We start from the raw sequence: 22,549 nt of genomic DNA on the forward strand, positions 1-22,549 counted from the left end.
CGCAATGACGGAATTTGCTGATGCCTTTTCTCGAACCGGTCACCCTGCGCGGCACGCACGCCAGCCTGGTGCCGCTCTCGCCGGACCACCACGACGCGCTGGTCGAGGCCGTCCGCGACGGCGAATTGTGGAAGCTGTGGTACACCGCAGTTCCGAAACCCGAGACCATGGCCAAGGAGATCGAGCGCCGGCTCGGCCTGTTCGCAGCGGGCCACATGCTGCCGTTCACGGTGCTCGATGCCGCGGGCAAGGTGGCCGGCATGACGACCTACATGAACGTCGACGCCGCCAACCGCCGCGTCGAGATCGGCTCGACCTGGTATGCGAAGCGGGTGCAGCGCAGCGCGCTCAACACGCAGTGCAAGCGGCTGTTGCTGGCGCAGGCGTTCGAGGCGATGGACTGCATCGCGGTCGAGTTCCGCACGCATTTCTTCAACCACCAGAGCCGCCGCGCCATCGAGCGGCTCGGCGCCAAGCAGGACGGCATTTTGCGCAGCCACCAGATCGCGCCGAACGGCACGCTGCGGGATACCGTCGTCTACAGCATCACCGCGGCGGAATGGCCGACCGTGCGGGCGCATCTCGATTATCAACTGCATGACAAGCCGCGCTGATCGCGCTATGGCCGCCGTGCCGCGCGAGGCGGCCAGCATGACGAGACCGGGACGACAGACGAGATGGATGTTTTCGACTATGTGATCGTGGGCGCCGGCTCGGCCGGCTGCGTGATCGCCAATCGCCTCAGCGAGGACCCGTCGGTGACGGTGTGCGTGCTGGAGGCGGGCCCGCGCGACTGGCACCCGTACATCCATCTGCCCGCCGGCTTCATCAAGACCTTCTACATGAAGAGCATCAATTGGGGCTACCAGCAGGAGCCGGGGCCCTACACCAATGGCCGCAGCATCTACGCGCCGCGTGGCAAGACGCTCGGCGGCTCCTCCTCGATCAACGGCCATGTCTACAATCGCGGCCAGAGCCAGGATTTCGACACCTGGGCGCAGATGGGCAATCGCGGCTGGAGCTATTCCGACGTGCTGCCGCACTTCCGGCGCATGGAGAAGCGCATCGGCGCCGGCGAGGAGCAATATCGCGGCCGCGACGGCAGCCTCGCAGTCACCACCATGGAGTGGAAGGACACGCTGTGCGAGGCCTTCATGGACGGCGCTGTCACGCTCGGAATCCCGCGCAATCCCGACTACAACGGCGCCATCCAGGAGGGCGTGTCCTACGTCCAGCGCACCATCCAGAACGGCCGCCGCGTCTCGTCGGCGACCGCGTTCCTGAAGCCCGCCAGCAAGCGTCCGAATGTCGAGATCCGCACCCATGCGCATGCGACCGGCGTCATTCTCGAGGGCAAGCGCGCTGTAGGCGTGCGCTATCACCGCGGCGGCCGTGGCGGCGTGCCGGTCGAGGTGCGCGCGCGCAAAGAGGTGATCCTGTCCGGCGGCGCCTACAACTCGCCGCAGCTCTTGCAGCTCTCCGGCATCGGCGCGCCCGAGCTGTTGCAGGAGCACGGCATCGAGGTGCGCCATGCGCTGCGCAGCGTCGGCGAGGGCCTGCAGGACCACTACGCGCCGCGTACGGTGGCGCGCGTCAAGAACATCAAGACTATCAACGAGCTCGCGCGCGGCCTCAATCTGTGGGGCGAGGCGCTGAAATGGGCAGTGACGCGCAAGGGCATCCTGTCACTGTCGCCGACCATGGTCTACTGCTTCTGGCATTCCGGCGAGACCGCCGAGAGCTCCGACCTGCAGCTCACCTTCACGCCCGCGAGCTACAAGGAGGGCGTGCAGGGCCAGCTCGAGGACGAGCCCGGCATGACGGTCGCCTCCTGGCAGCAGCGCCCGGAGAGCCGCGGTTACGTCCGCATCCGCTCCGCCGATCCATTCGCGCAGCCGATCATCCAGACCAACTATCTCACCGCCGAACTCGACCGTCGCGTCATCGTCGCCGGCATGAAGCTCGCGCGTCGGCTCTTGGCGTCCGCACCGCTCGCGCCGTACTACGCCTACGAGGATTTCCCGGGCCCGAAGGTGCAAAGCGACGACGAATTCCTCGCCGCCGCCATCCAGCGCGCCACGACGACCTTCCATCCCGGCTGCACCTGCCGCATGGGCCCGGCCGACTCCACCTGGGCCACCGTCGACGACCAGCTCCGCGTCCACGGCCTGCAAGGCCTCCGCGTCGCCGACGCCTCGATCATGCCGCGCATGATCTCGGCGAATTTGAATGCCGCGACCTTGATGATCGGCGACAAGGCCGCGGATTTGATTTTGGGCAAGGGCGCGACGGCGGAGAGGCTGTCGGCGTAAGTGGGGCGTTGGTTCTTGGCTGAGGCCTAGCACTCGCCGCGCCAAAGGTGCGCTCCCCTTCCCCTTGCGGCAGGGCAATCGCATGTGGCGATCGCCGTTTGTGCTCGTCTCTCTCCACGTTGTCATGGCCGGGCTTGTCCCGGCCATCCACGTCGGCCGGCATGCTGAGAACGACGTGGATGCCCGGGACAAGCCCGGGCATGACGGAGTAACTAACTTGCAGGATCATTCGTCGAGACCGCCCGGAATTTCCACATGCGATAAGCCTGCCCTTGCGGGCAGGGGTCGGGGGTGGGGGTCTCCGGGCGCTGAACTAAGTTGTAATCCGAAGTTCGGCAGGTCTGCGTCGATGTGTGAGCATCGAATCGCCCATCTTGAACCGGCTGTCTCGCGCGCACTCAATCGCGCATCATTCACAGCGCGACTCGTGGACCCCCACCCCCAACCCCTCCCCGCAAGGGGGAGGGGAGCGCACCACCGTTGCCGAACTAATTCACCGGCACCGGCAGCAACACGTTGCCGATGGTTCGCAGGCCGAGTGTGAGCATCACGGTCTGGTTGATCGGCGGCGTGGGGCCAGCGACGGCGGTGTTTAGCGAGGTGACGTAGCTGGCGGCGAGCGTGAAGCAGTCGTCGACATAGCCGGCGCCGACGATGTACTGGTTGATCTTGTTGGCGATGAGGTCCCAGCGCGCGCCGCCGGACACCACCCAGTTCTGCGCCAGCTTGACCGAGCCGTTGCCGAGCAGACCTTCGCGCCGTTCGAGGGCGCCGACCGCCGGCTGGGCTGCGTAATTGCCGTAGGTCAGCGCCAGCGACCAGCGGTCGAAATTGGCTTTCCCTTCCGCCTCGAAGCGCTGCACGTTCAGGCTCTGCTGGTCGAGCCGGCTGCGCATGCTCAAGGAGTAGGTCCGGTTCGGCGAATAATCGACCCGCGTCACGTAGTCCGACACGGTCTTGTCCAGGCCGGAGCCGATGCCGGTGTTGGTCATGTCCTGCACGGCGTAGGAGTTCAGCCCGAACAGGTGGTAGGACTGGCCGAACAGCACATTGACCGTGCCGCCGCGGTCGAACTGCGTCGTGGCCTGCGCGCCGACATTGGCGCGGCCGCCGCCTTCGGTGCGGCTGCCACCGGAGAACTTGTCGACGCTGAACAGGTTGCTCGTGTCGAACACCAGGCTCTGGGCGTCCTCGTTCGGCAGCCGGCCGGCAGAGGTCTCGTTCTGCCGGACGATGATCTGCGCGATCGGCTCGATCGTGGTGGTGCCCCACGGCTGAACGTTGATGAGCGGATAGCGGTACTCCAGGCCGACGGTCGGCATCAGCCGCAGCGCCTGGGTGTCGCCGGTCGGCAGGAAGTTGCCGAGACCGGGCTGTGCCGTGACGTTGGCATTGATCGCGTCGGCGCGCAGGATCGCGAACGGCGTCCAGATCTGGCCGTAGGGATCGGTGAACGAGCGCCGCCACTGTGCCTGCGCGCTCAGGCGCGTATAGGTGCCGGGCGTGGCCCGTAGCAGGCACGATGCCGGCAGGCGTGCGAGCGGGTCGGCAGACGTCACCGTACACAGGCCATTGTTGCTGGCCGTCGTGGTGATCGGATCGAGCACCGCCTGCTCGCGAGTCAGATTGACGAAGTTCGTCTTGTAGCTGAACTCGCCGCCGAACACCGGAGTGTTGAGCACGCTCGCATAATCCAGCACCGGATACACGATCGGCACCGTCTGCTGGTTGCCCGAAAAGCTCAGATAGTGCGTCGCCCTGACGTCGAAGAAGCTGCGGCTGCCGACGCCGGTCAGGTAAAGCTGCGAGATCGCCTCCGTCGGCAGGCTCATGAACGCGTTGAACGGATCGCGGTACTGCGCCAGCCGGTAGTCCGACGGGAGCATGTAATCCGACAGCAGCATGCCGTCCCAGCCGAATGCCCATTTGTCCGACAGTGCGAGCTGGCCCTTGGTGTCGATGCCGCCGCGGAGCTGGCGGTCGCCGGGCTGGCCGGCGAACGCGTTGCGGTTCAGCTGGTCGATGCCGTACAGCCGGACCTGATAGCTGCCATTGCTGAGGCGCTGGCGGAATTCGGTTTGCAGCAGCACGCCCTGTCTGGAGGTGATGCGCGGCGTGAACGTCGCATCATGATCCCCGGCGATCGCCCAGTAGTAGGGCAGGTCGACACCGATGCCGTAGCCATTCGCCTGCGAGAAGCCCGGCATCAGGAAGCCGCTCTTGCGCTTCACCGTCGGATCCGGCGTCGAGAAGTAGGGCAGGTAGGCCAGGGGAACGCCGAAGAACTCGAGCTGCGCGTTCTCGAAATACAGCATCTTCTCGGTCTGGTCGTGGATGATGCGCGCCCCCTTGACTTGCCACAACGGCGGCTTCTTCGGATTGTCCCTGCACGCGGCGCAGGCGGTGTACACGCCGTTCTCGAACACGGTGGTCTTGCCGCCTGAGCGATCGGCACGCGTCGCCGCCATCCGCGTCTGATCCTCGGCCTCGACGCGCAGCGAATCGACAAAGCCGTCGCGATAGTCGTCGGAGAGATCGAGGCTGTTGGCGTAGGTGATCTTGCCGTCGGCATCGGTCATGCGGATGTTGCCCTCCGCATGCAGCCGCTTGGTCCTCTGGTCGTAGATCACCCGGTCGGCCTCGACCGAAGCGCCATTGTAGAACATCTGCACATTGCCGACCGCCGCGACGCGCGCATTGTTGGTGTCGTATTCGACCGTGGTCGCCTGCACCAGCATCTGGTTGTCGTCGGGAACGCGCGGACGCTGCGCCTTCGGCGCAGGGGCATTGTAGGTGAAGTTTTGCGCGGCGGCGGGATGCGGCGCCAGGGCACCCCAGGACGTGGCGACGCCCAGAGCAAGGGCGGCGCGGACGATCGCGCGCCTCACGCGGAGCGCACCAGCTGCCATCTGGAAGCCAGCAAACGAGTTGACTTCAATTTGGCCGGCCCTCCCGATCGCTCGCTTCGACATGGATTCACGCAAACTCGGGATGAACAGCAGATGAGCGCAGCAGGCCGAATCGTCGTTGGCTTTTCCGGCGTGCGAGTGCAATCTGCGGCTGGCTGATTGACGCGATAGAATTATCGTTTTACGATAAAAATGTAAAGCGGATCAAAGATGGTTGAGATCGTTCGCCTGAAACATGTGGCCGCCAGCCCACGCCGTGCGGTGCCGACCGATGCCGCCTTCGACGACAATCCTGCCGCGCAGAGAGTGCTGCGCAGCAGGATCAGATGGCTGTGCCGCTCCATTCAGTTGGCTGCGGTGGCCTGGAGCTTATGGGTGCCCGTTTCCTTCCTCTGGCGTTGGCTGCCGGTCGATCCGGCCGGCCTCGTCGGTCCGCTCGGCTACGCGCTCAAGACCGATATGACCGGTCTGTCGGCGACCCAGGTGGAATGGTTCCTGGCTCTGACGTTGGTGGTCTGGATTCCCGATCTTGCCGTGGGCTACTGCATCTGGCGTCTTTTCGGGACCTACTTGCAGGGACGGATTTTTACGATCGATGCAGCGCTCTGGATGCGACGCGTCGGCTTCAGCGGCTTGGCGGCTGTCGCAGCCGACATGACCATTCGCAAGCTCGGCCTGCTGGTGTTGACCAGTCACGTCCAGCTGCCGCTATCCACCTTGCTCACCTTCCAGACCGTCCTGCCGGCAGACTTGCTGCGCATGCTGTTCTCACTGTTCGTCATTGCGCTCGCGCTGATCTTCAAAGCCGCGGCCGAGCTCGCCGACGATCACGCCAAGATCATCTGACAAGATCATCTGACAATATCACTCAAGAAGATCGTTTGCCCCATGCCGATCATCGTCAATCTCGATGTCATGCTCGCCAAGCGCAAGATGCGCTCGAAGGAGCTCGCCGAGCGCATCGGCATCACCGAGCAGAACGTCTCGCTGCTCAAATCCGGCAAGGTGCGCGGCGTCCGCTTCGATACGCTGGAGAAGATCTGCGAGGTGCTGCGCTGCCAGCCGGGCGACATCCTGGAATACAGGCCCGACGGCGCCGAGGAGCCGCAGCGGCTCGCCGGGTGACGTCACGCTGACATCGCCGTGGTCGAAAGCGTGCGCAAGCTGTCATCCCGTCACTGCGATGGAAGGCGCCGACCAAGACCTCCGCCGTCGTCCCGGCCTTGAGCCGGGACCCATAACCCCAGGGAGCTGTTTGGGGTACGCGTGGAGACGGATCTCATCTGGCCACATCAGACGGTGGCGATGGGTCCCGGCTCGAGGCCGGGACGACACTGAATGTGACGCGCGGGCAGAGGCAAACGAAGCGCCAGCTGATGGCAACGACGGTGACCAGCACCCGCCCCAAACTCCGCTGTCGTCCCGGCCTCGAGCCGGCACCCATCACCCCAGGAGTTGTTTGAGGCACGCAGGTGGATGGATCTCTCCCAGCCGCATCGGCCGGTGGCTGGGTCCCGGCTCGAGGGCCGGACGACACTGAATGTGGGGGGCGGGCGGGGGCCACGGCAAATGCATCCGGAGAGCGGCCCGATCGAGCTTTGCTGCAGGGCCACAAGGCCCGACAGCCGATCTCTCGTCACGTCGCTACAGGCGTGAGCGCTGCTCGTTCAGCAGCTGGGTGCAGTCACCCCAGGATACCACCCCATCCACCGTAGAACCTCGGATGAAAATCGAAAATTCACGATTCATCAATGGCTTGTGACTGTCATCCAGCTGTCATCGAACCTTTATAAAAGCCACATCGTGGCCCCCTAAAGCGGCCCGGGAAGCGCAATCGGGTGCAAACGGCGCTTCGCTTCCCAAGCATGGAGACCAGCTATGAATTTCGTCAAAGCTATCGTCGCTGCCGGCTTGGTCGCCGCATCGACGTCGGCATTTGCTGCCGACATCACCGGCGCGGGCGCGACGTTCCCGTTCCCGATCTATTCCAAGTGGGCTGACGCCTACAAGAAGGAGACCGGCAACGGTCTGAACTACCAGTCGATCGGTTCCGGCGGCGGCATCAAGCAGATCCAGGCCAAGACCGTGACCTTCGGCGCCACCGACGCGCCGCTCAAGGCCGAGCAGCTCGAGAAGGACGGCCTGGTGCAGTGGCCGATGGTGATGGGCGGCATCGTGCCGGTCGTCAACCTCGAGGGCGTGAAGCCGGGCGAGATGGTGCTGGACGGCGAGACGCTCGCCAACATCTATCTCGGCAAGATCACCAAGTGGGACGACGCCGCGATTAAGAAGCTGAACCCCAGCGTCAAGCTGCCGGCCGAGGCGATCGCCGTGGTCCGCCGCTCCGACGGTTCGGGCACGACCTTCAACTTCACCTACTACCTCTCCGAAGTCAGCCCCGACTGGAAGAGCAAGGTCGGCACCAACACCGCCGTCGAGTGGCCGGTCGGCGTCGGCGCCAAGGGCAACGAGGGCGTGTCGGGCAACATCAGCCAGACCAAGAACTCGATCGGCTATGTCGAGTACGCCTATGCCAAGCAGAACAAGCTGACCTACACCGCGATGGTCAACAAGGCCGGCAAGACCGTGCAGCCGACCGTCGAGGCCTTCCAGGCCGCCGCCGGCAATGCCGACTGGGCCAAGGCTCCCGGCTACTACGTGATCCTGGCCAACCAGGCCGGCGAGAAGTCCTGGCCGATGACGGCTGCGACCTTCATCCTGATGCACAAGGAGCCGACCGACAAGGCGGCCTCTGCCGAAGCCATCAAGTTCTTCAAGTGGTCGTTCGAGAAGGGCGACAAGATGGCCGAGGAGCTCGACTACATCCCGATGCCCGACAGCGTCGTGAAGCTGATCGAGAAGACCTGGTCGTCGGACATCAAGAGCTGATCGTCGACTAACGACATTCCCCTCTCCCGGTCGCCGGGGGAGGGGCGCTACTGGGGCTCAGCGTGTCAAAAAAACAGGGGGCAGAATTGGCAGAGATGGCGGTTCAGACCGAAGTCAGCGATATCGCGGCTGCTGCCGGGCCCTATGACCGGGCACGCGCGCTCAGCGCCTTCAAGCTCGGCGATGTGACGTTCTACTGGATCACCCGCCTGTCGGCGATCTCGGTGCTGCTGATCCTGGGCGGCATCATCATCTCGCTCGTCATCGGCGCCTGGCCGGCGATGAAGACCTACGGCTTCGACTTCCTGCTGACCAAGCGCTGGGCGCCTTCCGCCGATCCGCCGGTGCTCGGCGCGCTCGGGCCGATCTACGGCACGCTGGTCACGTCCTTCATCGCCATGCTGATCGCCATTCCGGTCGGTCTCGGCGTTGCGATCTTCCTGACCGAGCTGTGCCCGCAATGGCTGCGCCGCCCGATCGGCATCGCCATCGAGCTGCTCGCCGGCATTCCCTCGATCATCTACGGCATGTGGGGCTTCTTCGTGCTGGGCCCGTTCCTGGCCTATACGTTCCAGCCGTTCATGATCAGCCTCTGCGCCAACATCCCGGTGCTGCAGGACATCTTCGCCGGCCCGCCGTCCTATCTCAGCCTGTTCAACGCCTCGCTGATCCTGGCGATCATGGTGCTGCCCTTCATCACGGCGATCTCGGTCGACGTGTTCAAGACGGTGCCGCCGGTGCTGAAGGAAGCCGCCTATGGCGTCGGCTGCACCACCTGGGAGGTCGTCCGCAGCGTCGTGATCCCCTACACCCGCGTCGGCGTCATCGGCGGCGTCATGCTGGCGCTCGGCCGCGCGCTCGGCGAGACCATGGCGGTGACCTTCATCATCGGCAACTCGTTCCGGATCTCGTCCTCGATCTTCGCGCCGGGCACGACCATCTCGGCCGCGATCGCTTCCGAATTCCAGGAGAGCGACGGCCTGCACCAGTCGAGCCTGATCCTGCTCGGCCTCCTGCTGTTCGTTCTGACCTTCTTCGTGCTCGCCGCAGCCCGCTTGATGCTGATGCGGCTCGAGACCAAGGCGGGGAAATAAGCTCATGACTGCTGTCGACGTTCAGCCCACGCCCGTCAACCCGATCTACGCGCGCCGGCGCCGCACGGACATCATGGTCCGCGCGCTGTGCTTTGCCGCCGCCGCCTTTGGCGTCACCTGGCTGGCGCTGATCCTGTTCACGCTATTCTACAACGGCCTTGCGGGCTTCAGCCTGCAGGTCTTCACCGCCGACACCCCGCCGCCGGGCTCCAGCGACGGTGGCCTGCGCAACGCCATCGTCGGGTCGGTCATCATGACCATCATCGGCGTCGGCATTGGCGCGCCGCTCGGCCTGTTCGCCGGCACTTATCTCGCCGAATACGGTCGCAACGACCGGCTGACCTCGGTGATCCGCTTCATCAACGACATCCTTTTGTCGGCACCCTCGATCATCATCGGCTTGTTCATCTATGGCGCTGTTGTCGTGCCGATGGGCGGCTTCTCGGCCTTCGCCGGCGCGCTAGCTCTGGCGGTGATCGTGATCCCCGTCGTGCTGCGCACGACCGAGGACATGCTGCTGCTCGTGCCCAATCCGCTGCGTGAAGCGGCCTCCGCGCTTGGCCTGCCGCGCTCGCTGGTGATCCGCCGCATCGCCTACCGCGCCGCGCGTTCCGGCCTCATCACCGGCGTGCTGCTGGCGACCGCCCGCGTCGCGGGCGAGACCGCGCCGCTGCTGTTCACTGCGCTGTCGAACCAGTTCTGGAGCCTGAGCCTCTCCAAGACGATGGCGAACCTGCCGGTGACCATCAATAACTTCGTACAGAGCCCCTATGCCTACTGGAAACAGCTGGCCTGGAGCGGCGCCCTTCTGATCACATTGACCGTGCTGGCCCTGAACATCGGCGCGCGCATCCTCGGCGCCGAGAGGAGCTCGAAATGACCGACATGTCCGTATCCGTGAGCAGCCCGACGGCCGCCATTCCTCCGAAGTCGCTGCCGGAGGCGCCGGCCAAGGTGACCGCCCGCAACCTGAACTTCTACTATGGCGATCACCACGCGCTGAAGAACATCAATCTGTCGCTCGGCACCAACCGCGTCACGGCCTTCATCGGCCCGTCCGGTTGCGGCAAGTCCACGCTGCTGCGCATCTTCAACCGGATGTACGATCTCTATCCGGGCCAGCGCGCGGTCGGCCAGCTGATGCTGGACAACACCAACATCCTCGACCCCAAGCTCGATCTCAATCTGCTGCGCGCCCGAGTCGGCATGGTGTTCCAGAAGCCGACGCCGTTCCCGATGACCATCTACGAGAACATCGCCTTCGGCATCCGGCTCTATGAGAAGATCTCGAAGTCCGAGATGGACGACCGCGTCGAGAAGGCGCTGCGCGGCGGCGCGCTGTGGAACGAGGTCAAGGACAAGCTCAACGCCTCCGGCCTGTCGCTCTCGGGCGGCCAGCAGCAGCGCCTGTGCATCGCCCGCACGGTGGCGGTGCGCCCCGAGGTGATCCTGTTCGACGAGCCGTGCTCGGCGCTCGATCCGATCTCGACCGCCAAGGTCGAGGAGCTGATCCAGGAGCTCGCGGAGAGCTACACGATCGCGATCGTGACGCATAACATGCAGCAGGCGGCGCGCGTCTCCGACAAGACCGCCTTCATGTATCTCGGCGAGTTGATCGAGTTCGACGACACCAGCAAGATCTTCACCTCGCCGAGCGATCGGCGGACTCAGGATTACATCACCGGCCGGTTCGGCTGACGCCGACAGCATTGCCTTTCAGGAGATCATCATGGCCAGTGAACATACCGCCAAGGCGTTCGACAGCGATCTGCAGGATCTGACCCGCCTGGTGTCCGAGATGGGCGGGCTCGCCGAGCGGCTGATCGTCGACTCCGTCGATGCGCTGGTGCGGCGCGACGTGGCGCTGGGCCAGAAGGTGGTCGCCGGCGACGCCGAGGTCGACAAGCTGCAACGCATCATCGAGGAGCGTGCGGTGCTGACGATCGCCCGCCGCCAGCCGATGGCCGTCGATTTGCGCGAGATCGTCGGCGCCATGCGCGTCGCCACAGATCTGGAGCGCATCGGCGACCTCGCCAAGAACATCGGCAAGCGCGTCGCGGCGCTCGAGAGCGACTTCCATCCGCTCAAGCTGATCCGCGGCCTGGAGCACATGACCGACCTCGTTCAGTCGCAGGTCAAGACCGTGCTCGACGCCTATGCGGCGCATGACCTGCCGGCGGCGATGACGGTGTGGAAGGGCGACGAGGAGGTCGATGCCATCTGCACCTCGCTGTTCCGCGAGCTCCTGACCTACATGATGGAAGACCCGCGCAACATCTCGTTCTGCATCCATTTGATGTTCTGCGCCAAGAACATCGAGCGGATCGGCGACCATGCCACCAACATCGCCGAGACCGTGTTCTATATGATCGAGGGCCAGCAGATCATGGACAAGCGCCCGAAGGGCGACATGACCAGCTTCGCGACCACGATCCCCGGCAACTAAGAAAGACGATTGAGACATGGGCGCGCGAATTCTGGTGGTTGAGGACGAGGAGGCGCTGACGACGCTCCTTCGCTACAACCTCGAAGCCGAAGGCTACGAAGTCGAGACCGTGGCGCGCGGCGACGAGGCCGACACGCGGCTCAAGGAGCGCGTGCCGGATCTCGTCGTGCTCGACTGGATGCTGCCGGGACTGTCCGGCATCGAGCTGTGCCGGCGCCTGCGGGCACGGACCGAGACCCGGCAGCTGCCGATCATCATGCTGACGGCGCGCGGCGAGGAGAGCGAGCGCGTGCGCGGCCTCGCGACCGGCGCCGACGACTACATCGTCAAGCCGTTCTCGGTGCCGGAGCTCTTGGCGCGCGTGAAGGGCCTGCTGCGGCGCGCGAGCCCGGAGCGGCTGGCGACCGTGTTGTCCTATGGCGACATCGAGCTCGACCGCGAGAAGCGCCGCGTGGCGCGCTCGGGCCGGCCGATCGATCTTGGCCCGACCGAGTACCGGCTGCTCGAATTCTTCCTGGAGCATCCCGGCCGCGTCTTCAGCCGCGAGCAGCTGCTCGACAGCGTCTGGGGCCGCGACATCTATATCGACGAGCGCACCGTCGACGTGCATATCGGCCGCCTGCGCAAGCTGCTCAATCCCGGCCGCGAGCAGGATCCGATCCGCACCGTGCGCGGCGCGGGCTATGCGCTCGATGATCGCTTCGCCAAGTCGGAGCAGGCCTGAGGGATAAACGGGCTTGCGGGTGGAGCGGGGGTGATACCCGAGCGGCTCGGATTAAGGACAAAGCGGTCCGCTTTCCGCCACGCCGCCGCCGTCTTGATCGTGCCTGCTGAGCAGCCGATGTTTCGGTCTCAGCGGACGCCCTTGATCAAGACCCTTCTCATAAGTCTCGCCGTGCTGCTCGGCAGCCTCGCGGGCGCCACGGCCGCCGAGCTCGAGGACGCCGTGACTGCGGCGTCGAACGGACAGGCGGCAGCGGCGTTGCGCCGGTTGCAGCCGCTCGCCAGCAAGGGTGATGCGCGGGCGCAATTCGATCTCGGCTTCATGCAGGCCTTCGGCGTGGGCGTCGCACGCAACCAGGCCGAGGCGCTGGTCTGGTACCGCAAGGCTGCGGATCAGGGGCTCGCCATCGCCCAGCACTATCTCGGCATCGCCTATTTCAACGGCGAGGGCGCGGCCCGTGACCACGGCGAAGCCGCGCGCTGGTTCAACCGCGCTGCCGCGCAGGGCTTTGCCCAGTCGCAATACATGCTCGGCCTGATGATGCTCGATGGCCAGGTCATGTCCCAGGACGTCGTGCAGGGCTATGCTTGGCTGGTGATGGCCGGCCGCAACGGCGTCAGGTCGGCTGGCCGCGAGATCCAGCGTATCAAGCTCAGCGACGCACAGCGGCGTCAAGCCGAGCAGATTATCGCGGCGTGGCGGGCGAAGCCGGAATCGGCCGATGCCGGCATTGCCAATCCGCGCGCCGAGCAGCTTCTCGGGCTCGACCGGCATTTCGGCGACGTCGTCGATCCCACCTCCTGGCCGGCATCGTCGATCGGTGTCGTGACTCAGGCGCAATTCAGCTCGGGAGGCTCGTGCACGGGCACTCTGGTGGCGCCGCGCGTGGTGCTGACGGCGGCGCATTGCGTCTTCAACGGCCTCGCCCAGGTCAGCCCCGGCAACGTCCATTTCCTGGCAGGCCTGAACAAGGGAACCCCTGCCGCATCGTCGGTCGCCGACAAGCTGATCGTGGCGCCCGACTTCATCCCGACCCAGCACGACCAATGGTCGACCGACCGCTCGCCGGCCGATTGGGCGCTGATCATCCTGAAGGATGCGCTGCCCTCGAAGCCGGTGCCGGTGAAGTCGGTCAGCCGCGACGAGCTCGCGGCCGCGACCAAGGCCGGCACGATCTCGGAGATCGGCTATGGCCAGGAGCGGCGCTATTCGCCGACCGGGCAAAGGAATTGCAGCGCCGGCATGACCCGGGACGGCCGTCTGCTGACCGTGCATTGCCTCGCCAATTTCGGCTATTCGGGCTCGCCGATCCTGGCCGAGATCAACGGCGAGCCGGCCGTGGTCGGCATCTTCTCGGCGTTCCACGAGGAGACCCGCCTGATGTTCGCCGCGCCCGCCAGCCAGTTCGAGGCTGCGGTGCGGCGCGAGATCGCGGCGCACAGCGCCTCGGCGCGGTGAAGCGCAGGCAGGAAGAGAGTTGGTCGTCGGCTGGTCAATGTTTGAGCTTGACCGGATAGCCGGTTGCCAAGCGAGGAGATCAATCCGGGTTCGACCAGGCCGCGAGGATTGATTCGAGCGGGATTTGCGCGCGGGAGCGCGAGGCTTGCCTTTTGGCGCGGGTCTTGCTCTCCTGTCCGAGTATGACGATTTTGCCAATTGATCATCCTCGGCCCGCCGCCGCGCTCGCGGCCCGGCTCCGCACGGACCGCGCGCGCAGCGTGGCGCTCGTGGCCGGCCTCGTGCTCGCCAACGCGCTCGCCTGGGCCTGGGCGTTCGCGCTCTATGCCGACCGGCCCGCCATCGTCGGCACCGCGCTGCTGGCCTGGCTGCTCGGCCTCCGCCACGCCGTCGATGCGGACCATATCGCGGCGATCGACAACGTGGTCCGCAAGCTGGTGCAGGACGGCGACAGGCCGCGCGCCGCGGGCCTCTACTTCGCGCTCGGCCACTCCAGCGTCGTCGTCATCGCCACCATCGTGGTGAGCCTCGTCGCCGGCGCCGATCTGCTGAGCGAGGACAGCACCATCCGCGCGATCGGCGGCACGATCGGCACGTCAGTCTCCGCCGGCTTCCTGCTATTGATTGCCGTCGCCAATCTGATCCTGTTCGTGAGCCTCTGGCGCAGCCCGTCTCATCCGCATGCCGATCACGAAGCGGCCAGCAATGTTGGGCGCGGCTTGCTGATCCGGCTGTTGCGACCGGTGCTCCGCGTCGTCTCGCGCGCCTGGCACATGTATCCGCTCGGCTTCCTGTTCGGCCTCGGCTTCGACACCGCCAGCGAAATCGGCCTGCTGAGCCTGTCCGCCACCGAAGCCGCGCGTGGCGCGAGCCTCGCCCATGTGCTGGTCTTTCCCGCGCTGTTTGCGGCGGCGATGGCCACCGTGGATACCGCCGACAGCATGCTGATGGTCGGCGCCTATCGCTGGGCGCTGACCGATCCCGCGCGCAAGCGGCGCTACAATCTGGTGATCACCGGCGTGTCGGTCGCGATTGCGGTGGTGATCGGCGGCGTCGAGGCTGTCACGCTGCTGGCGCCACAGTTGGGCTTCACCGGTGCATGGGCCGACCTCGGTGACGAGATCGGCAACCTCGGCATCGTTGCGATCGGCCTGTTCGGAGTGATCTGGTTCGGCGCGATGCTGTTCAACCGGCGGCAGCGCGGTTCCGAGCCCGCCGGCGGCGCAGCGCTTGCCACCGTTGGGACCGGAGCGCTAAACCCGCCGGAGACACAGGGCGCAACGCATCAGCTCGGATAAGGCAGGACCCACGATGGCCGGCTCGGAGGGAATGACCAGGATGCTGTGGCTGCAGGGCGCGAGCTGCGGCGGCTGCACCATGTCGATCCTGGAGAGCGGCGCCTCCGGCTGGTTCGACGAACTGCGCCAATCCGGCATCGACCTGATCTGGCACCCGTCCGTCAGCGAGGAGACCGGCGACGAAGTCGTCGAGCTTTTGGACGCGATCCGCGACGGCCGCGAGCGGCTCGATCTCCTGGTGCTCGAAGGCTCGGTGGCGCGCGGACCCAACCTGAGCGGCCGCTTCAACATGCTCGCCGGCACCAACCGCTCGATCTATCACTGGCTGCTCGATCTCGCGCCGCTCGCCGACTACGTCGTCGCGGTTGGAAGCTGTGCGGCTTACGGTGGCATTCCCGCAGCCGGGATCAATCCAACTGATGCGGTGGGGCTGCAATTCGAGGGCAGCGATGCGGGTGGCGCACTCGGCTCCGGCTTCCGCTCGAAGCGCGGACTGCCGGTAATCAACGTCGCGGGCTGTGCGCCGCATCCCGGCTGGGTGATGGAAAGCTTGTTGGCGCTGACATCAGGCGACCTGACAGCCGGTGGGCTCGACGCCGTCGGACGTCCGACCTTCATCGCCAACCATCTCGCGCATCACGGCTGCTCGCGCAACGAGTTCTACGAGTTCAAGGCGAGCGCGGAAACGATGTCGGAGCGCGGCTGCCTGATGGAGCATCTCGGCTGTCGCGCGACGCAGGCCGTCGGCGACTGCAATCAGCGCTCCTGGAACGGTGGCGGCTCCTGCACCAAGGGCGGCTACGCCTGCATCGCCTGCACCTCGCCGGGTTTCGAAACCACGCAGAACTATCTGCAGACGGCCAAGCTCGCCGGCATTCCTGTGGGACTTCCGACCGACATGCCCAAGGCCTGGTTCGTCGCGCTCGCGGCGCTGTCGAAATCGGCGACCCCGCGTCGCGTGCGCGTCAATGCGACCGCCGACCACGTCGTGGTGCCGCCGAGCCGGTCGGGCGACAAGCGCAGTCCATGACGCGGATCACCGTCGGCCCGTTCAACCGCGTCGAGGGCGACCTCGAGGTCCGTCTCGATATCGAGAGTGGCCGCGTCGCGCGCGCCGAAGTGACGGCGCCGCTCTATCGTGGCTTCGAGCAGATCCTGGAAGGACGGCCGCCGCTCGACGCCCTGGTGATCGCACCGCGCATCTGCGGCATCTGCTCGGTGTCGCAGTCGATCGCCGTCGCCGCCGCGTTGCGGCAGGCGATGGGAGTCGTGCCCGCGCCCAATGGTGTGCTTGCGACCAACATCGCGCACGCCGCGGAGAATGCCGCCGATCACCTCACGCACTTCTACATCTTCTTCATGCCGGACTTTGCCCGCGACGCCTACGCGTCACACACTTGGCACGGTGCGGCCGCCGAGCGCTTTACCGCAACGAAGGGCAGTGCTGCACGCGAAGCGCTGCCGGCGCGGGCGCGGCTGCTGGAGATCATGGGCGTGATCGCCGGAAAATGGCCGCACAGCCTCGCGTTCCAGCCCGGCGGTACGACGCGCGCCATCGAGCTCGGCGAGCGCATTCGGCTGAACGCGATTGCAGCTTCGTTTCGCGGCTTTCTCGAACGTGTCGTGTTTGCCGATAAGTTGGAGAACGTGCTCGCCTTGTCGTCTCCTGATGAACTCGACATTTGGCGCGAAGGACGTGGTGGCGACTTTGCGCATTTCCTTCGGCTGGCTGATGCGCTTGCGCTTGCGGATCTCGGCAAGGGGCCGGGGCTGCTGATGAGCTTCGGCGCGTATCACGATGCTGACGGTGCGCGTTTCCGCGCCGGCCTTCGCGCCACCGACGGACAGGTCGGCATGCTGCCGTCGGATCAGATCACCGAGGACGTCTCGCACGCCTGGATGCGGGAGACACCGCGCGATCCGGCCGAGAGCCGCACCGAGCCGGATGCCGACAAGCCTGACGCCTATAGCTGGTGCAAGGCGCCGCGGCTTGCGGGAGACCCGGTCGAGGTCGGCGCAGTGGCGCGGCAGGCCGTCGATGGACAGAAGCTGATCACGGCATTGCTGTCCGACAGCGGCAGCAATGTCCGTAATCGCGTCATCGCCCGGCTCATCGAGACGGCTCAACTTGCAGTCTCGATCGAAGGCTGGATCAAGGCGCTGCGTCTCAACGAGCCATTCTGCGAGACGAGCGGCGAGGCGGCGGATGGCAACTACGTTGGCCTCGTCGAAGCCGCCCGCGGCAGCCTTGGTCATTGGCTCGCGGTGCGCTCCGGCCGCATCGCGCGCTACCAGATCATCGCGCCGACCAGCTGGAACTTCTCGCCACGCGATGCCGACGGCATCGCCGGCCCGCTCGAGCAGGCGCTGGTCGGAACCGAGGTCGGCGAGGCCGGCGCGCGCGCCGTCAGCATCCAGCACGTCGTGCGATCGTTCGATCCGTGCATGGTCTGCACCGCGCATTGAGCGCATCGCAGCACGCACGCAGAGAGCGGAAACTAGCTTATCGGGTGCAAAGCGCGTGATTTCCGATATCCGGCCGATCCGCAATCCCGAACTGTTTATTGATCAACGAGCCTCAACCCAACCATCTGGAATCATTATGATTCAAATCCAGCACTGATGCTGGCCCGCATCTTGCTGTCCCCTCTCGCCAGATCGCGATCGGATGATCGCCAACGCGATATCGGGGGGAGGACTCATGGGCGCGACGACGGAAACTTTTTACAGCGTGATCCGGCGCCAGGGCATCACGCGGCGCAGCTTCCATAAGTTCTGCAGCCTGACGGCGACGAGCCTCGGGCTTGGTCCGCTGGCCGCGACACGCATCGCCAATGCGCTGGAGACCAAGCCGCGCACGCCTGTGATCTGGATGCATGGCCTCGAATGCACCTGCTGCTCGGAGAGCTTCATCCGTTCGGCGCATCCGCTGGTGAAGGACGTCGTGCTGTCGATGATCTCGCTCGACTATGACGACACGATCATGGCGGCGGCCCGGCCAGCAGGCCGAGGAGATCCTCGAAGAGACCCGCGCGAAATACAAAGGTCAATACATTCTCGCGGTCGAGGGCAATCCGCCGCTCAATGAAGGCGGCATGTTCTGCATCGATGGCGGCAAGCCGTTCGTCGAGAAGCTGAAGGTGATGGCCGAGGACGCGATGGCGATCATCGCCTGGGGCGCGTGTGCGTCCTGGGGCTGCGTGCAGGCCGCGAAGCCCAATCCGACGCAGGCCACGCCGATCGACAAGGTGATCACCAACAAGCCGATCATCAAGGTGCCGGGCTGCCCGCCGATCGCGGAAGTGATGACCGGCGTCGTCACCTACATCACGACGTTCGGCAAGCTGCCCGAGCTCGACCGCCAGGGCCGGCCGAAGATGTTCTATTCGCAGCGCATCCACGACAAATGCTATCGCCGGCCGCATTTCGATGCCGGCCAGTTCGTCGAGGAATGGGACGACGAGGCCGCGCGCAAGGGCTATTGCCTGTACAAGATGGGCTGCAAGGGCCCGACCACCTACAACGCCTGCTCGACCGTCCGCTGGAACGGCGGCGTCTCGTTCCCGATCCAGTCGGGTCATGGCTGCATCGGCTGCTCCGAGGACGGCTTCTGGGACAAGGGCTCGTTCTACGACCGGCTCACCACGATCAAGCAGTTCGGCATCGAGCGCAATGCGGACGAGGTCGGCATGGCCGCGGCGGGAACCGTAGGCGTGGCGGTCGCGGCGCATGCGGCGGTCACCGCGGTCAAGCGGCTCGCGACCAAGCGCGATGACGCCAGCGCCAAGCAAGATCATTAATTCAGTTCAGGGCAGGCAACGATGGGCATCCAGACTCCCAACGGCTTCAATCTCGACAATTCCGGCAAGCGCGTCGTCGTCGATCCGCTCACGCGCATCGAGGGACATCTGCGCGTCGAGGTGAACGTCGACAATAACAACGTGATCCGCAACGCGGTGTCGACCGGTACGATGTGGCGCGGCATCGAGACCATCCTGCGCAATCGCGATCCGCGCGACGCCTGGGCCTTCACCGAGCGGATCTGCGGCGTCTGCACCGGAACGCATGCGCTTACGTCGGTGCGAGCGGTCGAGAATGCGCTGGGGATCATGATCCCCGACAACGCCAACTCGATCCGCAACATCATGCAGCTCTGTCTGCAGGTGCATGATCATCTCGTGCACTTCTATCATTTGCATGCGCTCGACTGGGTCGACGTCGTCTCTGCGCTGAAGGCCGATCCGAAGGCGACCTCGGCGCTGGCGCAGTCGATCTCGGACTGGCCGCTGTCGTCGCCCGGCTATTTCAAGGACCTGCAGATCCGGCTCACCAAGTTCGTCGAGTCAGGCCAGCTCGGCCCGTTCAAGAACGCCTATTGGGGCCACGCGGCCTACAAGCTGCCGCCGGAGGCCAACCTGATGGCGGTCGCGCATTATCTGGAAGCGCTCGATTTCCAGAAGGAGATCGTCAAGATCCACACTATCTATGGCGGCAAGAACCCGCATCCGAACTGGCTGGTCGGCGGCGTGCCCTGCGCGGTCAATGTCGACGGCACCGGCGCGGTCGGCGCCATCAACATGGAGCGGCTCAACCTCGTCTCGTCGATCATCGACCGCTCGATCGAGTTCGTGCAGAAGGTCTATCTGCCTGACGTCGTCGCCATCGGCTCGTTCTACAAGGACTGGCTCTATGGCGGCGGCCTCTCCGGCAAGAGCGTGATGTCCTACGGCGACATCCCGGAGAATGCCAACGACTATTCGGCCAAGAACCTCAAGCTGCCGCGCGGCGTGATCCTCAATGGCAACCTCAACGAAGTGCTGCCGATCGACCACGGCGATCCCGAGCAGATCCAGGAGTTCGTGACGCATTCCTGGTACAAATATCCCGACGAGAGCAAGGGGCTGCATCCCTGGGACGGCGTCACCGAGCCGAACTACCAGCTCGGTCCGAACGCCAAGGGCACCAAGACCGACATCAAGGAGCTCGACGAGGGTGGAAAATACTCCTGGATCAAGGCGCCGCGCTGGCGCGGCAACGCGGTCGAGGTCGGGCCGCTGGCGCGCTACATCATCGGTTACGCCCAGAACAGACCGGAGTTCAAGGAGCCGACCGACAAGCTGCTCAAGACGCTGAACCTGCCGGTCACGGCGCTGTTCTCGACGCTCGGCCGCACCGCCGCTCGCGCGCTGGAATGCGACTGGGCCGCGGGTCAGATGCGCTACTTCCAGGACAAGCTGGTGGCGCGCATCAAGGCCGGCGATTCCTCGACCGCCAATGTCGAGAAGTGGAAGCCGGAGAGCTGGCCGAAGGAGGCCAAGGGCTACGGCTTTACCGAGGCGCCGCGCGGCGCACTCGCGCACTGGATCAAGATCAAGGACACCAAGATCGACAACTACCAGTGCGTCGTGCCGACCACTTGGAACGGATCGCCGCGGGATCCCAAGGGTAATATCGGCGCGTTCGAGGCGTCGTTGATGGATACGCCGATGGCGGATCCGGAGAAGCCGCTGGAGATCCTGCGGACGATCCATTCGTTCGATCCGTGCCTGGCGTGCTCGACGCACGTCATGAGCCCGGACGGCCAGGAAATGGCGACGGTCAAGGTCAGGTAGGGCGGAGAAGCACCATGATGGATGCCATTACGCGCCCTGCGGAGGCCAAGTCCAACCTCGCCACGATTGCAGCGGATGCGGCCGGTGAGCACGCGATCGGCCGGCCCACGGTCTATGTCTACGAAGCCCCGGTGCGCATCTGCCATTGGGTCAATGCGCTCGCGATCGTGGTGTTGATGATCACCGGCTACCTGATTGGTTCGCCGCTGCCGAGCGTCGAAGGCGAGGCGTCGGGCAGCTTCGTGATGGGCTACATCCGGTTCACGCATTTCGCGGCAGGCCAAGTGCTGGCGGTGTTCTTCCTCGCCCGCATCCTCTGGGCCTTCGTCGGCAACCACCACTCGCGGCAGATCTTCTACATCCCGGTGCATCGCAAGCAATTCTGGAAGGAGGTGCTGCACGAGATCCGCTGGTATGCATTCCTGGAGCGTGAGCCGAAGATGTATGTCGGCCACAATCCGCTGGCGCAGACGGCGATGTTCACCGGCTTCACGGTGTTCGTCGCCTTCATGATCGTCACCGGCTTCGCACTGTATTCGGAAGGCGAGGGCATCGACAGCTGGCAGTACAAACTGTTCGGCTGGGTATTTTCGATCTGGCCGAACAGCCAGGACGTCCACACCTATCATCACCTCGGCATGTGGGCGCTGGTGATGTTCGTGATGGTGCACGTCTATGCCGCCATCCGCGAGGACATCATGTCCCGCCAGAGCATCATCTCCTCGATGATCTCCGGCGAGCGGCAGTTCCGCGAATAGGGGTCGCGTGATGGCTGAAGCAAAGCTTGACCGCATCCTGGTGCTCGGCATCGGCAACATCCTGTGGGCCGACGAAGGGTTTGGCGTGCGCGTGGTGGAGGAATTCCACCGCCGCTACGCCGTGCCGGACAATGTCACGATCCTCGATGGCGGCACGCAAGGGCTCTACCTCGTGAACTACGTCGAGGAGGCCGATGGCCTCATCGTGTTCGACGCGATCGACTACGGCCTTGCCCCGGGCGAGCTCAAGCTCGTTCGCGACGAGGAGGTGCCGCGCTTCACCGGCGCGAAGAAGATGAGCCTGCACCAGACCGGCTTCCAGGAAGTCTTGAGTGCGGCCGATCTGCTCGGCCGCTATCCACAGCGCCTTGCGCTGATCGGCTGCCAGCCGCTCGACCTGGAGGATTGGGGCGGGCCGCTGACCGCGCCGGTGCGCGCGCAGATCGAGCCTGCGATCGACTTGGCTTGTGCTGTTCTGGCGGAGTGGGGCATCACGGCCGTGTTGCGGCCCGAGCCACTCGCCGGCGATGCGCGCCTGCTCGCCAACGACATTGATCATCATAGCTTCGAGATGCGCGCGGACCCGGCCGAATAGCTGGCGAGCGCGAGGGAATTTGCCATGTGCCTGGGCCTGCCGATGACGATCTTGGAGACCGACGGCGTCTCGGCGCGGTGCAGCTTCGATGGCGAGGAGCGCCGCGTCTCGGTGCTCCTGCTGTCGAACCCGCCGGCCGGCGCGAAGGTGCTGGTCTATCTCGATAACGCCGTGCGCCTGCTCGACGACGAGGAGGCGCGGCTGATCGGCGACGCCTTGCGCGGCCTGCAGGCCGCGATGAGCGGCGAGAATTGCGACGATTTCTTCGCCGACCTGATCGGTCGTGAGCCGCAGCTGCCCGAGCACCTGCGCTGAGGCAGCGCATCGGCCTCTGTCCGCTAGCCGACAACAAGATATCCAATCGCCAAGAAAGTTGTCGGCTTTCCTCTGCAAAGCAGCTTTGCAGAGATCTTAGCGGACTCTGAACGCCGAAAAATTGCTGAGAATATTCATT

Annotated in this window: 19 protein-coding genes and 1 pseudogene; 19 read left to right on the forward strand and 1 reads right to left on the reverse strand. The window is 65.2% G+C overall.

The features are described 5' to 3' along the window. The first annotated feature begins 20 nt into the window (after nt 1–20). Both ACVILH_RS14735 and ACVILH_RS14740 read left to right on the forward strand, forming a co-directional pair. Nucleotides 21–614: a GNAT family N-acetyltransferase gene (locus ACVILH_RS14735; RefSeq protein ID WP_456713538.1), complete on the forward strand. Its 594-nt coding sequence runs from the start codon at nt 21–23 to the stop codon at nt 612–614. 63 nt (nt 615–677) lie between these two features. Then, nucleotides 678–2,312 carry a GMC family oxidoreductase gene (locus tag ACVILH_RS14740; protein ID WP_456713539.1) on the forward strand — a complete coding sequence of 545 codons (1,635 nt, stop codon included), beginning with the start codon at nt 678–680 and terminating at the stop codon, nt 2,310–2,312. A gap of 488 nt (nt 2,313–2,800) precedes the next feature. Here the strand turns inward: ACVILH_RS14740 and ACVILH_RS14745 are convergent, their stop codons facing one another. Then, entirely contained in the window at nt 2,801–5,221 is a 2,421-nt protein-coding gene (locus ACVILH_RS14745; protein WP_456713540.1) for an LPS-assembly protein LptD, read from the reverse strand. A gap of 210 nt (nt 5,222–5,431) precedes the next feature. Here ACVILH_RS14745 and ACVILH_RS14750 point away from each other — a divergent pair, with 210 nt between their 5' ends. The 17 genes and pseudogenes from ACVILH_RS14750 to ACVILH_RS14830 all read left to right on the forward strand — a co-directional run bounded on the left by ACVILH_RS14750 (nt 5,432) and on the right by ACVILH_RS14830 (nt 22,410). Next, nucleotides 5,432–6,067, forward strand: coding sequence for a DUF2975 domain-containing protein (locus ACVILH_RS14750; protein WP_456713541.1), 636 nt, complete (start codon nt 5,432–5,434; stop codon nt 6,065–6,067). A gap of 42 nt (nt 6,068–6,109) precedes the next feature. After that, nucleotides 6,110–6,346, forward strand: coding sequence for a helix-turn-helix domain-containing protein (locus ACVILH_RS14755; RefSeq protein ID WP_006614171.1), 237 nt, complete (start codon nt 6,110–6,112; stop codon nt 6,344–6,346). Nucleotides 6,347–7,099: 753 nt separating this feature from the next. Then, nucleotides 7,100–8,110: a phosphate ABC transporter substrate-binding protein PstS gene (pstS, locus tag ACVILH_RS14760; protein WP_456713542.1), complete on the forward strand. Its 1,011-nt coding sequence runs from the start codon at nt 7,100–7,102 to the stop codon at nt 8,108–8,110. 95 nt (nt 8,111–8,205) lie between these two features. Further along, a complete protein-coding gene (gene pstC, locus ACVILH_RS14765) occupies nt 8,206–9,204 on the forward strand; it encodes a phosphate ABC transporter permease subunit PstC (RefSeq protein WP_456713543.1) in 999 nt (332 codons plus the stop codon). Between the two features lie 4 nt (nt 9,205–9,208). Continuing rightward, nucleotides 9,209–10,084: a phosphate ABC transporter permease PstA gene (pstA, locus tag ACVILH_RS14770; protein WP_456713544.1), complete on the forward strand. Its 876-nt coding sequence runs from the start codon at nt 9,209–9,211 to the stop codon at nt 10,082–10,084. Continuing rightward, complete coding sequence (gene pstB, locus ACVILH_RS14775) at nt 10,081–10,902, forward strand: phosphate ABC transporter ATP-binding protein PstB (protein ID WP_456713545.1); 822 nt, start codon at nt 10,081–10,083, stop codon at nt 10,900–10,902. The genes pstA and pstB overlap by 4 nt, the downstream gene beginning before the upstream one ends. 31 nt (nt 10,903–10,933) lie before the next feature. Continuing rightward, on the forward strand, nt 10,934–11,650 hold the full coding sequence (gene phoU, locus ACVILH_RS14780) for a phosphate signaling complex protein PhoU (protein ID WP_456713546.1): 717 nt from the start codon (nt 10,934–10,936) through the stop codon (nt 11,648–11,650). Nucleotides 11,651–11,666: 16 nt separating this feature from the next. Continuing rightward, nucleotides 11,667–12,374: a phosphate regulon transcriptional regulator PhoB gene (gene phoB, locus ACVILH_RS14785; protein WP_257166943.1), complete on the forward strand. Its 708-nt coding sequence runs from the start codon at nt 11,667–11,669 to the stop codon at nt 12,372–12,374. A gap of 141 nt (nt 12,375–12,515) precedes the next feature. Then, nucleotides 12,516–13,832 carry a trypsin-like serine protease gene (locus ACVILH_RS14790; protein WP_456716980.1) on the forward strand — a complete coding sequence of 439 codons (1,317 nt, stop codon included), beginning with the start codon at nt 12,516–12,518 and terminating at the stop codon, nt 13,830–13,832. Nucleotides 13,833–14,014: 182 nt separating this feature from the next. Next, a complete protein-coding gene (locus ACVILH_RS14795) occupies nt 14,015–15,130 on the forward strand; it encodes a HoxN/HupN/NixA family nickel/cobalt transporter (RefSeq protein ID WP_456713547.1) in 1,116 nt (371 codons plus the stop codon). Nucleotides 15,131–15,143: 13 nt separating this feature from the next. Next, on the forward strand, nt 15,144–16,160 hold the full coding sequence (locus tag ACVILH_RS14800; protein ID WP_456713548.1) for an NADH-quinone oxidoreductase subunit B family protein: 1,017 nt from the start codon (nt 15,144–15,146) through the stop codon (nt 16,158–16,160). Continuing rightward, nucleotides 16,157–17,596 (forward strand): nickel-dependent hydrogenase large subunit, encoded by a 1,440-nt coding sequence (locus ACVILH_RS14805; RefSeq protein WP_456713549.1) that lies wholly within the window; start codon nt 16,157–16,159, stop codon nt 17,594–17,596. Before ACVILH_RS14800 ends, ACVILH_RS14805 begins: the two co-directional genes overlap by 4 nt. A 235-nt stretch (nt 17,597–17,831) precedes the next feature. After that, nucleotides 17,832–18,930: pseudogene (locus ACVILH_RS14810) on the forward strand (hydrogenase small subunit). 21 nt (nt 18,931–18,951) lie between these two features. After that, nucleotides 18,952–20,742 carry a nickel-dependent hydrogenase large subunit gene (locus tag ACVILH_RS14815; protein WP_456713550.1) on the forward strand — a complete coding sequence of 597 codons (1,791 nt, stop codon included), beginning with the start codon at nt 18,952–18,954 and terminating at the stop codon, nt 20,740–20,742. A gap of 14 nt (nt 20,743–20,756) precedes the next feature. Beyond that, a complete protein-coding gene (cybH, locus tag ACVILH_RS14820; RefSeq protein ID WP_456713551.1) occupies nt 20,757–21,500 on the forward strand; it encodes a Ni/Fe-hydrogenase, b-type cytochrome subunit in 744 nt (247 codons plus the stop codon). A gap of 10 nt (nt 21,501–21,510) precedes the next feature. Then, nucleotides 21,511–22,095 carry a HyaD/HybD family hydrogenase maturation endopeptidase gene (locus ACVILH_RS14825; protein WP_456713552.1) on the forward strand — a complete coding sequence of 195 codons (585 nt, stop codon included), beginning with the start codon at nt 21,511–21,513 and terminating at the stop codon, nt 22,093–22,095. Nucleotides 22,096–22,119: 24 nt separating this feature from the next. After that, nucleotides 22,120–22,410: a HypC/HybG/HupF family hydrogenase formation chaperone gene (locus ACVILH_RS14830; RefSeq protein WP_456713553.1), complete on the forward strand. Its 291-nt coding sequence runs from the start codon at nt 22,120–22,122 to the stop codon at nt 22,408–22,410. Nucleotides 22,411–22,549 lie beyond the last annotated feature (139 nt).

This window comes from Bradyrhizobium sp. USDA 4353 (genome assembly GCF_054063215.1).